A 13,970-nucleotide genomic window follows, 5' to 3' on the forward strand; every position below is an offset into this window, starting at 1 on the left:
ACTAGAGCTAGTTTAATTTATTATTTTTCGATTTCAGTGACTACTCCAGCACCAACTGTTCTTCCACCTTCACGGATGGAGAATTTAGTCCCTACTTCAACAGCGATTGGAGCAATTAACTCAACATCAATAGTAACATTATCCCCTGGCATAACCATATCAATTCCTACTGGCAACTCAATTACACCAGTTACATCCGTAGTTCGGATATAGAATTGTGGGCGATAATTAGTGAAGAATGGAGTATGACGTCCACCTTCTTCTTTAGATAGAATATACACTTCACCTTTAAATTTTGTATGAGGCGTAATGCTACCTGGTTTAGCTAAAACTTGACCACGTTCAATTTCATCACGTCCGATTCCACGTAATAGAATCCCAACGTTATCTCCTGCTTCACCTAAATCTAGAATTTTTTTAAACATTTCAATCCCTGTAACAGTTGTCTTTTTCACTTCTGGGAACAAGCCAATTAATTCAACTTCTTCACCAACTTTAACTGTCCCACGATCAATTCTACCACTTGCTACTGTTCCACGACCTGTGATGGTAAAGACATCTTCAATCGGCATCAAAAATGGTTTATCCATATCTCTTTCTGGGGTAGGAATATAGCTATCCACCGTATCCATTAATTCCATAATTTTTGCTTCTGCATCGGCATCACCTTCTAAAGCTTTAAGTGCTGAACCACGAATCACAGGAATATCATCACCTGGATAATTGTATTCAGAAAGCAATTCACGAATTTCCATTTCCACTAAATCAAGTAATTCTTCATCATCAACTAGATCAACTTTATTCATAAAGACAATTAAATTAGCTACTCCAACTTGGTTTGCTAATAAAATATGCTCACGAGTTTGTGGCATTGGTCCATCTGTTGCAGATACTACTAAGATTGCTCCATCCATTTGTGCAGCACCAGTAATCATATTTTTTACATAATCCGCATGTCCTGGTGCATCGATATGTGCATAGTGACGTTTTTCAGTTTCATATTCAACATGGGCAGTGTTAATTGTAATTCCTCTTTCGCGCTCTTCAGGGGCAGCATCGATGCTTGCGTAATCTTGAGGATTTGCAAGACCTTTCTTAGCTAAGACCGAAGTAATTGCCGCTGTCAGTGTAGTCTTTCCGTGGTCAACGTGACCAATTGTTCCGATGTTAACGTGTTCTTTTGTTCTTTCATAATGTTGTTTTGCCATAACTTACAAACCTCCTTGAGTGATTCGTTTAGCCTTAAACTAAACCCCTTTTATGAGTTTGACCTTTATTGACCAACCTCATAACATAGTTATACACCCATTTAAGATAAATAGCAAGAACTTTTACTTATTTTTTGTAAGTTATAATTTGAAAACAATTTTAGTTAGAGAGAATCTTGGGCAAAACTAAAAAATAGCTTTACCTCAAACTTTTTATTTTCATAAATAATGGTTAAATAAACATTTTTTTACTAGCCTCTTTAATTAAATTTGAACTAGACTATTTGATTATTTTTCGTTCTTTTGTAAATTTCAATTGAGCAACAATCATGATACTGATAATAATCAACAAATACCAACTTGTAATTTTTCCTAAATGAACCAACCGCCATTTAGCCAGTTGATCGGGATAGGACCAAGCACCAAAAAAACTGGCAATATTTTCAGCTATCCAGATAAAAAAAGCGATACAGAAAAAAGACACACTCATAGGCATTTTAAAAGTTTTTTCACCTACTTTGAAATAAACCCAAGTTCGGTAAAATAAAACAAAAACTAAGAACATCAATAACCAACGGAAATCCCAAACATAATGATGGGTATAAAAATTAAAATAAATAGCACTACTAAGTAAAACTACCAATTTCTGGTTAGGCCAACGACTCATTTGTAAATCAAAAACTTTCCACGCTTTGCAAATATAACTTCCAATACTTGAATACATAAAACCACTATATAATGGAACTCCCCCTAGTTTCCAAAATCCGTCACCTGGATAACTCCATGACCCGATATTCACTTTATATATTTCCAAAGCCAAGCCAATAATATGAAATAGCATAATTACTTTTAGTTCATCTATTGTTTCCAATTTAAAAAACAACAATCCTACTTGAATTAAGATACAAATTGCTAAAAGTAAATCATAGCGTGCAATACCCGGTACCATTAAGTATTTTGTCAGTGCTAGTGAAAGAAAAATTAGACCTGGAAATAAACAACATAAAACTTGCTGATACGTAAATTGGCTCAACACTTTAATAACTCGCATTTACTAAACACTCCTTCTACTAATAAAGTATCTACTTATTTACTAAAGAAATTCTTAATAAGATGCAAAGAAATTCATAAAAGTCATATTTTTTTCACATTTTTAAATTAATTTAGTCATAAATTCTTCATATTTTACTTGTATACTATATTTATACTAAAAATAACAAAACAAAACTTTTTCATTTTCTTTACTCCTCCAAAGTAAAGAACCAACTCCTTTTAGCCACTCATCCTCCAAATGAGTGGCTTTTTTTACTAAAATTAATTTCTTGAACTACGCTAATCAGCAATCCCATAGTGATAAATTATTTATTTTCTCACTTTCTATTTAGATTTCTCCTTCTAATGAAGGCCTAGCAAATATTTTTTTCTCGAGGTAAATTTATCCAATCGTAGTTTTTTATTGTTTTTATACTATTTAAAGGATAATGAAACATACATGTTTTATTTTAAAGAAAAAAACTATTGCCAAGCTTCCTAATAAAGAAATGCTTAACAATAGTTTCTCTTTTTATTTGCCTAAACCGACACGATCAAAAATAACATCAACATTTTTCAAATGATAGTGATAGTCAAAAGCATCATCTAATTCTGCTGGACTTAAGACTGTCGTAATTTGTGGATCAGCATCTAATAAAGGACGGAAAGCCACTTGCTCATCCCATGAAATAGCTGTTTTAGGTTGAACTAAATCATAAGCAGCTTCACGGCTCATTCCGTTATCAATTAATTTCAATAATACACGTTGGCTGTAGATCAAACCAAAAGTCGCATCCATATTACGTAACATGTTTTCTGGGAAAACCGTCAGATTTTTAACAATATTGCTAAAACGATTCAACATATAGTCCAATAAAATCGTTGCATCTGGCAAAATAATTCGCTCCGCTGACGAATGTGAAATATCTCGTTCATGCCATAAACTAACATTCTCATAGGCCGTTACCATATGTCCACGAATGACACGAGCTAAGCCTGACATATTTTCAGAACCAATAGGATTGCGTTTATGAGGCATTGCTGATGATCCTTTTTGTCCTTTAGCAAAGAACTCTTCCACTTCGCGAGTTTCTGATTTTTGTAAACCACGAATTTCCGTAGCAAATTTTTCAATACTTGTCGCAATTAACGCAATTGAGCTCATATATTCTGCATGCAAATCACGAGGCAGAACTTGAGTTGAAATCTCTTGAGGACGAATTCCAAGTTTGTTACAAACAAATTCTTCAACAAAGGGAGGCGTATTTGCAAAAGTTCCAACAGCTCCACTAATCTTACCAGCTTCAACACCTTTAGCTGCATGATCAAAACGTTCAATATTTCGTTTCATTTCTGAGTACCAAAGAGCTAATTTTAAGCCAAATGTAGTCGGTTCTGCATGAACACCATGGGTTCTCCCCATCATAACTGTCATTTTATGTTCTTTTGCTTTTGCTCCAACAATTTCTAAAAAGTTTTGCAAATCTTGACGTAAAAGATCATTGACTTGTTTTAATTGATAACCATAAGCCGTATCCACAATATCCGTACTTGTTAAACCGTAGTGAACCCATTTGCGTTCATATCCTAAAGATTCTGAAACGGCACGAGTAAAAGCGACTACATCATGACGGGTTTCTGCTTCAATCTCTAAAATACGGGCTACATCAAAAGAAGCTCTTTCACGAATCTTTGCCACATCTTCTTTAGGAATTTCTCCAAGTTCTGCCCAAGCTTCCGAAGCTAAAATTTCTACCTCAAGCCAAGTTTGATAACGGTTTTTATCTGTCCAAATAGCACCCATCTCAGGTCGTGTATAACGTTCAATCATTCGTTTTTCGCTCCTATTCCCAAATTCCTGTATTTTCAATTGTTTCTAATGTTCGTTCAATATTTTCTGTCAAAATAGTAATATGCCCCATTTTGCGTCCTAACTTAGGCATATCTTTGCCATAATAATGAAAATGCCAATCTGGTTTCAGTAAAATTTGAAAAACTGATTCTTCAATTTGTTCGCCTAATATATTTACCATAACTGCTTTTGACAGTAGCTTCACTTCTGGTAGTGGCCAACCACAAATCCCACGAATATGAAGATCAAATTGTGAAAATGAACAAGCTTCAATACTATAATGTCCTGAATTATGAGGACGTGGTGCCAATTCATTTACATAAAGAGAACCTGACGATGTTAAAAACATTTCAATTCCTAAAACACCAACTAAGTTCAATTTTTCCGCAATTCTTGTTGCTACAAGCTGAACTTCTTCCGTAATCTCTTCGTCTATTCGAGCAGGTACAATGGTTTCATGTAAAATATTGTTACGATGTAAATTCTCGGCTACAGGCATGACACTAATCTCGCCAGCTTCATTCCGAGCAACCATGACAGAACATTCACGTTCAAAAGGAATCCAGGCTTCTAACACACATATACCTGTTTTTAATAAAAGCTCACACTTAGAAATATCTTCTTCACCATATAAAACAATTTGACCTTTACCATCATACCCACCACGAATTGTTTTTAACACACAGGGAAATCCAATACTATCAATTGAATCTGCGATATCTTGTAATTCAATAATCGTCGCATAGGGGGCAATATTGATATTGTTCTCTTCTAGATAAGCTTTTTCCAATAGACGATCTTGAGTGATTGAAAGCAATTCACTACCTTGTGGCAAATGAACCAGATGCTCAATCTTAGTAATCGCATCCACATCTACATTTTCAAATTCATACGTCACAACATCGCTACGAAGCGCCAGCTCTCTCAATGCTTCTACATCATTGTATTTTGCCGTAATGTGCCAATCAGCTACTTGAGCAGTCGGGCAATTTCTTTCTGGATCTAAAACGCCAACAACATAGCCCATTTTTTTTGCGGCCAAAGTCATCATGCGACCTAACTGCCCACCACCAATAATACCAATTGTTTTACCAGGGATAATCAAATTAGACAAGTTCATCACTACTTTCCATTACTTTTTCTTTTAATTTTGCTCTTCTCTTATCTAGTTTATCAGCAATTCCCTCGTCTGTCATTGACAACATTTCTAAAGCAAGTAATCCAGCATTGGTTGCGCCAGCTTTACCGATTGCTACAGTTGCAACAGGAACTCCACCAGGCATCTGCACAATCGATAATAAGGAGTCTATTCCTTTTAATATCTTCGTTTCAATTGGAACACCGATTACTGGTAATGTTGTTTTTGCCGCTACCATTCCTGGTAAATGAGCTGCACCACCGGCTCCTGCAATAATAACCTGAATCCCATTTTTACGAGCATTTTCAGCAAATTCAAACATATAATCTGGTGTTCGATGAGCCGAAATAACTTTTTTTTGATACTCAACATCAAACTCATCTAAAATCTCACAAGCTAACTTCATTGTTTCCCAATCTGATGTGCTTCCCATAATAATTGCAATTTTCTGACTCAAGTCTAGTCCCCCATTTTCTCGTATCTTCCCTTTTATTCTAACAAGCTACTAAATACATGTCAAAATATTTTCGAATATTATTATTATTTTCTAACAAAATGTTCGTATTTAAAACTAATAAGACAGATTTTTCAGCTATTCCCTTGGTTATTTTGTCTTCTTTTTACTTTTTTCGTCCAAAATCCACCACTTATATATTTAGGCTCATAGGAAATCAAAAAGGCTTTTGGTTCTAAATTATGAACTTCTTTATAAAGAGCACGCTCATTTTTACGAGGACTTAAAATTTCTAAAATCATTCGCTCACCTTCACGTCCATAAGCATAATTCATCGTCACACCATACCCTAAATCACGTAATTCTTCTGGTAATTTACTTTCCGTATCTTGAATAATTACCGTCACCATAATATAGCCAAGTGCTAAAAACTCCTCGATTCGGATACCAATGCCAATACCAACCCCATAACCAATAGCATAAGCTGCCAAATTCCAAGGGTTATCTAAACGATTTAAGACTAGACTCAGCCCTAAAACATAAATTGTAATTTCAAAAACACTAACAATAGGGGCAATAAAACGATACCCTTTCATCGTCAACATAAAGCGAAGTGTATTTAGTGTAATATAGGCCAAACTAATTCCAAAAATCATCACCAACATCTTAATATCAATTCCCATTTTTTATTCCACCCTTCTAAAACCAAAAATTCCACTGTTCAAAACAATTAAAGCGACTACCCCAAATAGAATATCTAATAACTCAAATTTCCCATTACTAAAATACATATAATAGGCTTCAGATACTACCTGTAAAATAAATGTACCTGCTAATAAAGAATAAATAACTCTCCTAGATAAAGATTTTTTAGCTACTAAATTTCCAACTATGATTAGAAAACTAGGCAACATCCATGCAGTTCCAAAATTCGGCATCGCCCCTAAGAAAAAATTAGCTACCGAATTAGTCACCTCAAAATTATGTCGAATGACTAATGTTCCAATCCACAAAATTGTTCCAAAAATAAAAAAATAACTAGCAAAATAAATTTGCTTTTGATTCTGCTTCAATTTATATCCTTCTTTCTAAAACATATCTTACTCCTTACATTAGCAATCCTAGCGAAAATTGCAAGAAAAAACAACGAAAGAAAAATTAAGTTTTTCTTTCGTTGTCGCTATTTTATTTAATGAAACGTTAAATGAATTAATGACTATTTCCTGTATCAGCAAATTCACTACCTAGTTCTTTTGCCGAATCACCTTGTTGTTGACGCTCTTTACGATTAAATACTATATTTAAAATAATTGAAGTTAAACTAGCCACAACAATACCATTTCCAGTAAATAATTGAAGTGTTGTTGAGAAATTTTTGAATATATCAGGAACAACTGTTACGCCTAAACCTAATCCTATCGACATTGCAACAATCAGTAAATTACTTTCATTGTTGAAATTAACATGAGCTAGCATACGAATTCCTTGCGTTGCAACCATTCCAAACATTACAAGCATCGCTCCACCAAGAACAGGTTCAGGAATAATCGTAGCCACTGCACCAATTTTTGGTAATAACCCTAGAATAATTAAGAAACCAGCTGAAAAATAAATTGGTTTACGATCTTTGATTCCAGATAATTGTACCAGTCCAACATTTTGAGAAAAACCAGTATAAGGGAACGTATTAAAAATACCACCTAATAACACCGCTAATCCCTCTGCACGATACCCTCGTTTCAAATCATCTTCATTCACTTTCTTATCAGTAATTTCTCCCAAAGCAAAGTAAACACCTGTTGATTCAACCATGCTCACTAAAGAAATTAAAATCATCGTTAAAATAGAAGACCATTCAAACGTTGGTGTTCCAAAATAAAAAGGTTGAGGCATATGGAACCAAGTCGCTTCAGCTACCGGAGCCAAGTCTACCATTCCCATCAAAGCAGCTAATCCTGTTCCAACTAATAAACCAATCAAAACAGCAATTGAGCGCATAAAGCCAATTCCATATACTTGAACAATTAAAATGATTGCAACTGTTACAAAAGCTAACAATAAAAACTTACTATCGCCAAAATCTGACATCGTTTTACTGCCACCACCCATTTTCTCAAGGGCTACAGGAATCAACGTCAATCCAATAACCGTAATAACTGTTCCTGTTACAACAGGCGGGAAAAAGCGTTTCACCTTAGAGAAGACTCCTGAAATCAATACAATGAAAATACCTGCAACAATAATTGATCCATACATTGCACCAATTCCTTGGTTAGAACCAATTAGGATTAATGGTGAAACAGCTTGAATCGCACAACCTAACACAACTGGTAAACCAATTCCAAAAAATTTATTGACAGTTAATTGTAACAACGTAGCAACGCCACACATAAATATATCAATTGAGACTAAGTAAGTCATTTGTTCAGGACTAAAATTCAATGCTCCACCAATTAATAAAGGAACAATAACTGCTCCTGCATACATTGCTAATACATGTTGTAACCCTAATGCTGCTGATTTTCCATTTGATAACATTGACTTATTTTTCCTCCTCAGGTACAAATTTAACGACACCATTTTCAAATGCTTGAATTCGAGCTAATGAGGCAATCTCAATACCACTTTCTTCGATAATTTGACGACCTTTTTGGAATGATTTTTCAATCACAATTCCCATTCCACTTACTTGTGCTCCTGCTTGTTGACAGATTTCAAGTAAACCAATTGCCGCTTGACCATTTGCTAAAAAGTCATCAATTAATAAAACATTGTCACTCTCTGCTAAGTAATTCTTAGAAACAGCAATTTCATTTGTTACATCTTTTGTAAAAGAATAAACACTTGCACTATATAGATTATCAGTTAATGTCAAACTTTTATGTTTTCGAGCAAATACAACTGGTACTCCCATTGCTAAACCTGCAAAAACAGCTGGTGCAATGCCTGATGACTCAATCGTAATAATTTTATTGATTCCACGATCTTTAAAAATACGTGCAAACTCATCTCCAATAGCTTGCATTAAAACGGGGTCAATCTGATGATTTAAAAAATTATCTACCTTTAAAACATTGTCTCCTAAGACAACTCCATCTTTTAAAATACGTTCTTCTAATAATTTCATAATACTTCAAGCTCCTTTTCCACTATTTTTTTGCATTAGATAAAATAAAAAAACTGTAGCTTTTTCCCTTACTTTAAAAGAAAAGTAAAGAAAAAGGGCTACAGTTTAAACTTGTGTCCTTTATTCCTCACTTATAGTCCAGTCAATTACGGTGCTGGGTAGAAACTCGTCGACCATCTCTCGACTATTATACAAGTGGTATTATTTTATCTAATATAGCGCCAAAACACAGGATTGTCAACATATTATTAAAATTTATTCATTATAAAATGGATTTTATTTTTCATTAAATCCCATCAAATCTTTGACTTTCAACATATTTTCTCGTGAAGTTAGCTTTTCTAAAGTTAAAAAGGCTACCTCAAATGCTGTTCCAGGATTATAGGAAGTAATCATATTTCCATCAACTACAATTGGATCTGGTTGCAAAACAGCTCCAAAATCAGCTAGCTGACCCAGGCGAATGCTTGTTGGATGGCTATACGTCGTTGCCTTTCTACCTTTCAATACCCCAGCGTTCCCTAAACTCAAAGCCGCTACACAAATCGTTCCAATTAACTTCTGATTTATAGCAAAATAGCGAATGATTTCTGAAAACTCCTGACTATAAGCATCTTTAAAAAAGCCAGCTGATTCAAATCCACCAGGAATAACTAATGCATCAAATTCAGTCAAGTCAATCTCCGACACTAATTTTTCTGGTATTACTGAAAAATTCCAAGTACATTGAAGTGGACTACGTAAGCCAACCGTTACAACTTCAGTTGTTCCATCTCCCTCTAACTGATTCCAACCTAAAACATCCGTAAATACACTAGCCTCAACTGCTTCAAATCCATCTGCCAGTAGCAACATAATTTTTTTCATTTGAATACCCCCTTTTTCTATTTTTAGTATATAATAGTTTTAACTTTAAACAAATAAACTAAACAAAGCGTTTACGTTATTTACTTTATCTAATAAAGCTTTTCATTGGAATAAACTTATAAAAAAAGGAAGGGTACTATGCTCGATCAAACCGATAAAAAGATCCTCACAATCTTAGAAAAAAATGCTCGTATTTCTATGAAAGAACTAGCAAATAAAGTTACCTTAACACCTCCTGCTGTTAAAGAACGCGTCTTAAAACTAGAAGAAGCCGGAGTCATCCAAGGATACCAAACACTTCTTTCTTTAGAAGCTCTAAATCGTCCGGTAACAGCCTTTATCCTTTTTGAAACACATAATTGTCAAGCCTTATATGATTTAGCCATTCAACATCCTGATGTAGTAGAATGTCATCGTCTAGCTGGTCAATTTAGTTATCTTATTAAAATAAGTACTCAGTCTATGATTACTTTAGAAGAATTTATTGATCAAGCTATCCAATATGGTAAATCTTCGACTCATATGATTTTTTCTTCCACTATGAAACCAATTTTCCCTATAAAAGAATAAAATTTTAGCAAGTTATTTCCCAGGAAATAACTTGCTTGTTTGATTAAATTATACACTTTTAATATTTACAACTAACACATCACCTTTATCATAACGATGACGGCTTTGTGAGTATTCAAAAGGAACACCATTTGTCAAATAAACAACTTGGTCAATTTCCAACACTGGATCCGCTATCTCACACTCTAGATACATTCGATCCAATTCATTTGGTTTATCTGCTCGGATATGTCGATTAGCTCCACCAAATTTTAACCCTAGTTCACCTTTGATATATTCATAAATTGACTTTGTTAGAATTTCCTCACTAATTCCAGGAATCACATGAACTGGCATGACTGTATGTTCAATTAAAAAAGGTTCATCATCTACAAAACGCAAGCGAACTATATCATACACAGGTTGTGTTTTATCAATTAGTAGTTTTTCACATTCCAATTCATTAGGAAATCGCACATCAAACTTTAAAATCTGACTAGCGATAGAACTTCGATCTGCTAATTGATGAGCAACTCCAACATATTCATCTAATTGATTATCTAATTTTGACATCTGTAAAGCATTTTTTCGGACATACGTTCCTGAACCTTGTTTACTATAAACTAATCCCTCAACAGCCAGTAATTCCAGCGATTTCTTCACAGTAACACGGCTTGTTTGGAACTCTTTTGCTAAATTGATTTGATCTGGTAGTGCTTTATCAACTGGATAAACACCTGTAACAATCCGCTCTCTGATTTCCTCTGCAATTTTGATATATTTTGCCATAGCTTTATCTATCTCCAATTTAGTTAATTTGGCCTCACCTATCCTACTACTCTTATTTATTATATTTTACTTTTTTAAGAAAAGCTATCCCTATAAATATTTTGAAGCTTCCCGAATAGCCAAAGCACTTAATTCAGGATACTTTTTGAGAAAATTACACACCCAAGTAGGATTAGTTTTACTATAATCTCGTAACGCCCAACCAATTGATTTCTGAATAAAAAACTCGTTCGTATCAATATCTCGTAAAATAGCTTGTTCTAGAAGTTCATGATTGGTTTTTTCCTTGAAACCTAACTGCAAATTCAAGGCTACTCTTCGATCCCAAAAACTTTCACTGGTCGTAAAATAATTAAATAGATCCTCAAACTTATCTGGATGGATTAAACACCATTTTGAAAATGAGCTTCGCAAAATATCCACTGAATCCCACCAAGATTTTTCGTTAATTAAATAAAACAAACTTTGTAATTCAACATAGCTCAAACGTTTAAAAGTTCTTGCCAATAAGTCTGCAGCAACATATTGATATTCACGCTCGTTAAGCTGATAGTAACGCTTAATTTCTCCTATAACCGTTGCAACTGACCAATCTTTACTATCCTGTAACATAGCTTTTTCAGCTAATCGTCTTTCTGGCGCACGCACGCCCATAAAAGAGAAATGATTTTTCATATAGTTTTCCATAGGGATTTTATTGATTTTATTTTCAATTAATACAACTCGCTTCACACTCATTCATCCTTTCCACTTACATACCTACAAAAAAGGAGTGGAACATACGTCTTAAAATAGTAGAAATCCCAAGAAATCCATTTTTTCAAATGTTGATTTCTTGGGATTTCTCATTTTTTAATTGACTGATTTCCATGCTCAATTACAGTTTTTGTCCCACTCACACTTTATTTTTGGTGTTTATTCAGCACCATAGATTGTTTGAAGAACAGGTTTCATTTTTTCAATCACAACATGGCTACTTTGACCTTCAATCATTGCAACCATTAAATAGCTATTTTTATCTGCATCCAGTGCCAATAGGAAACCATTTTCTTTTCCTTTTGTATCTTGCTCTTCTTTCAACTCAGCAGTCCCTGTCTTCGCCGCAATCTTCCGTCCTGGAATCGCTAAACTACGAGCTGTTCCATTTGGGTCTTCTACAACTTGAATCATAGCCTCTTTCACAAGTGCTGCTGATTCAGCCTTAATTGCTTGCTTAGATTTTGCTGTTTTTTGATCCTCTGTTAACTTAGGATAAACTAACATCCCACTATTTGCAAAAGGACTATAAGAAACTGCTTGTTGGATTGGATTCATTAACAACTGTCCTTGCCCATAGGCTGTATCTGCTAATAAAATATCTGTATTTAAGCCTGATTTATTAGCAACTTGAGCAGGATCCATGGCAATAGGTACATCAAGTTTTTCACCAAAGACAAATTTACTTAACCCCGCTTCAAAAGTCTTCTGTCCCATTTCTAGCCCTTCTTGAGCAAAGTATATATTATCTGAATAAATTAAAGCTTGATTCATATTGACTGGTGAAACATCCGATACACGAGTAACAAAATAATTGCCCCAAGATTTATTCTCTTGCCATTTTAACCCAGAAATATCTCTAGTTTTATCAGCTTTTGTGATTCCTGCATCTAACCCAATTCCAGCAGTAATCGTTTTAAATGTTGAACCAGGCGCATAGCCACTAGCATATCTAGCTAAAAATGGAAGATTTTCATTATTAGCATACGCCTCATACTCTTTACTAGAAATTCCGGCAGTCATTAGATTCGGATCATAAGAAGGTGTACTGACTAATGCTAGTAAGCTACCATCTTGTGGATTCATAATAACTGCTGACCCATTCGTATCACTCAATTGATCAAAAGTTTGCTTTTGTAACTTGCTATCAATTGTTAACTTAATTGTTTCCCCGTCTTTTTTTTCAGCTTCTTGTAAGACTTTTTTCAAATTGCCATCTTGATCGTTAATGACGATTCTTCCACCATCTTTACCACGTAATCGTTTTTCAAAAGTAGCTTCTAATCCTGATTTACCAATCACATCACCAACTTTCAATGATGGATTCTTATCAATATCCTCAGCAGAAACTTCACCAACATAACCGATTAAATGTGCAGCGGCTTGATTAATAGGATAAGAGCGCATTTCTTTTGACGCATATTGAACGCCTTTCATGACTGGCGTGTCTCCTTTAGCCCAGACTTTAATTGGGACATATAATTCAGGAGTTACCCATTCAGCAGTCAATTTACTTTCCAAGTTCTCAACTGAAATAGCAAATTTTTCACTAATGGCTTGCAAGCTTGCTTCTCGTTCCGTACCTTCCCCCAGTTCTTTAGGAATAATTCCCACTTCAGGATATTCAGCTAGTAAAGCTAAAGGTAAGCTATTTCGATCGATAATTGATCCACGAAGCCCTCTGGTTGTAGTTATATTAATCTTATCTGTTGGTTCCATTTCTGGGAAAATCAAGTGTGCATTCCAGTCAACTAGAAAACCATCTCCAGCAGATTCTAATGTCGCCTCATATTTCTCTTCTTTCAGTTTACCTAAATCCGTTTCCATATTCAGTGTATACGTCATAGTAAATCCATCTTGCTTTTCAATAGGAGTTACCTTTACATTTGTAATTTTAATATTCTTAGCACCTATTCCATCAAATATAACTAAATATTTATCTGCCAAAGAGGTCTTTGTATATCCTGCTTTCTTTAAAGAATCTGATGTAGTTAGCTCACTGATTGTTCCAAAATCTCGCTGACTCAGCGCATTAGTGAAATCCTCAGCAACTGCAGTTGCGGCACGTTCCCCTTTTTGACTTATATTCCAAAAATAAAAAATCGTTCCCCCGATCATTGTTGCTACCAATACGATTGAACAAACAATCATTAAAACTAATTTATTTTTATTTTTTGTCTTATGCAAATTCTCCATCC

14 protein-coding genes and 1 riboswitch are annotated in these 13,970 nt (G+C 34.5%); of the genes, 1 reads left to right on the forward strand and 13 read right to left on the reverse strand.

Going from position 1 to position 13,970, the window contains the following annotated elements; all coding sequences use genetic code 11:
• Nucleotides 1–20: 20 nt before the first annotated feature.
• The 10 genes from tuf to BR43_RS05870 all read right to left on the reverse strand — a co-directional run bounded on the left by tuf (nucleotide 21) and on the right by BR43_RS05870 (nucleotide 9,678).
• Complete coding sequence (gene tuf / locus BR43_RS05825) at nucleotides 21–1,208, reverse strand: elongation factor Tu (RefSeq protein WP_034560197.1); 1,188 nt, start codon at nucleotides 1,206–1,208, stop codon at nucleotides 21–23.
• A 280-nt stretch (nucleotides 1,209–1,488) separates the two neighbouring features.
• Entirely contained in the window at nucleotides 1,489–2,259 is a 771-nt protein-coding gene (locus tag BR43_RS05830; protein WP_034560199.1) for a DUF817 domain-containing protein, read from the reverse strand.
• A gap of 513 nt (nucleotides 2,260–2,772) precedes the next feature.
• Nucleotides 2,773–4,071 carry an adenylosuccinate lyase gene (gene purB / locus BR43_RS05835; protein ID WP_034560201.1) on the reverse strand — a complete coding sequence of 433 codons (1,299 nt, stop codon included), beginning with the start codon at nucleotides 4,069–4,071 and terminating at the stop codon, nucleotides 2,773–2,775.
• 13 nt (nucleotides 4,072–4,084) lie between these two features.
• Nucleotides 4,085–5,215 (reverse strand): 5-(carboxyamino)imidazole ribonucleotide synthase, encoded by a 1,131-nt coding sequence (purK, locus tag BR43_RS05840; RefSeq protein WP_034560203.1) that lies wholly within the window; start codon nucleotides 5,213–5,215, stop codon nucleotides 4,085–4,087.
• Entirely contained in the window at nucleotides 5,199–5,687 is a 489-nt protein-coding gene (gene purE, locus BR43_RS05845; protein WP_034560205.1) for a 5-(carboxyamino)imidazole ribonucleotide mutase, read from the reverse strand. Before purE ends, purK begins: the two co-directional genes overlap by 17 nt.
• A gap of 131 nt (nucleotides 5,688–5,818) precedes the next feature.
• Nucleotides 5,819–6,367: a DUF2179 domain-containing protein gene (locus BR43_RS05850; protein ID WP_034560207.1), complete on the reverse strand. Its 549-nt coding sequence runs from the start codon at nucleotides 6,365–6,367 to the stop codon at nucleotides 5,819–5,821.
• Nucleotides 6,368–6,370: 3 nt separating this feature from the next.
• Nucleotides 6,371–6,757 carry a hypothetical protein gene (locus BR43_RS05855; RefSeq protein ID WP_034560209.1) on the reverse strand — a complete coding sequence of 129 codons (387 nt, stop codon included), beginning with the start codon at nucleotides 6,755–6,757 and terminating at the stop codon, nucleotides 6,371–6,373.
• Between the two features lie 136 nt (nucleotides 6,758–6,893).
• Nucleotides 6,894–8,222 (reverse strand): nucleobase:cation symporter-2 family protein, encoded by a 1,329-nt coding sequence (locus BR43_RS05860; protein WP_034560211.1) that lies wholly within the window; start codon nucleotides 8,220–8,222, stop codon nucleotides 6,894–6,896.
• Nucleotides 8,223–8,226: 4 nt separating this feature from the next.
• Nucleotides 8,227–8,811, reverse strand: a complete 585-nt coding sequence (locus tag BR43_RS05865) for a xanthine phosphoribosyltransferase (protein WP_034560216.1) — start codon at nucleotides 8,809–8,811, stop codon at nucleotides 8,227–8,229.
• 114 nt (nucleotides 8,812–8,925) lie between these two features.
• Nucleotides 8,926–9,026: riboswitch (purine riboswitch) on the reverse strand.
• Nucleotides 9,027–9,087: 61 nt separating this feature from the next.
• Nucleotides 9,088–9,678, reverse strand: coding sequence for a DJ-1/PfpI family protein (locus BR43_RS05870; RefSeq protein ID WP_034560218.1), 591 nt, complete (start codon nucleotides 9,676–9,678; stop codon nucleotides 9,088–9,090).
• A 138-nt stretch (nucleotides 9,679–9,816) separates the two neighbouring features.
• On the opposite strand from BR43_RS05870, the gene BR43_RS05875 reads away from it, so the two are divergent.
• On the forward strand, nucleotides 9,817–10,248 hold the full coding sequence (locus tag BR43_RS05875; RefSeq protein WP_034560219.1) for an Lrp/AsnC family transcriptional regulator: 432 nt from the start codon (nucleotides 9,817–9,819) through the stop codon (nucleotides 10,246–10,248).
• 48 nt (nucleotides 10,249–10,296) lie between these two features.
• On the opposite strand, the gene BR43_RS05880 is transcribed toward BR43_RS05875, so the two are convergent.
• The 3 genes from BR43_RS05880 to pbp4 all read right to left on the reverse strand — a co-directional run bounded on the left by BR43_RS05880 (nucleotide 10,297) and on the right by pbp4 (nucleotide 13,968).
• Nucleotides 10,297–11,016 (reverse strand): GntR family transcriptional regulator, encoded by a 720-nt coding sequence (locus BR43_RS05880; protein WP_034560221.1) that lies wholly within the window; start codon nucleotides 11,014–11,016, stop codon nucleotides 10,297–10,299.
• A 90-nt stretch (nucleotides 11,017–11,106) separates the two neighbouring features.
• Nucleotides 11,107–11,754 (reverse strand): DNA alkylation repair protein, encoded by a 648-nt coding sequence (locus tag BR43_RS05885; RefSeq protein WP_051933831.1) that lies wholly within the window; start codon nucleotides 11,752–11,754, stop codon nucleotides 11,107–11,109.
• 177 nt (nucleotides 11,755–11,931) lie between these two features.
• Complete coding sequence (gene pbp4, locus BR43_RS05890) at nucleotides 11,932–13,968, reverse strand: penicillin-binding protein PBP4(5) (RefSeq protein WP_034560224.1); 2,037 nt, start codon at nucleotides 13,966–13,968, stop codon at nucleotides 11,932–11,934.
• Nucleotides 13,969–13,970 lie beyond the last annotated feature (2 nt).

The sequence above is a fragment of the Carnobacterium gallinarum DSM 4847 genome (assembly GCF_000744375.1).
Classification (GTDB): domain Bacteria; phylum Bacillota; class Bacilli; order Lactobacillales; family Carnobacteriaceae; genus Carnobacterium; species Carnobacterium gallinarum.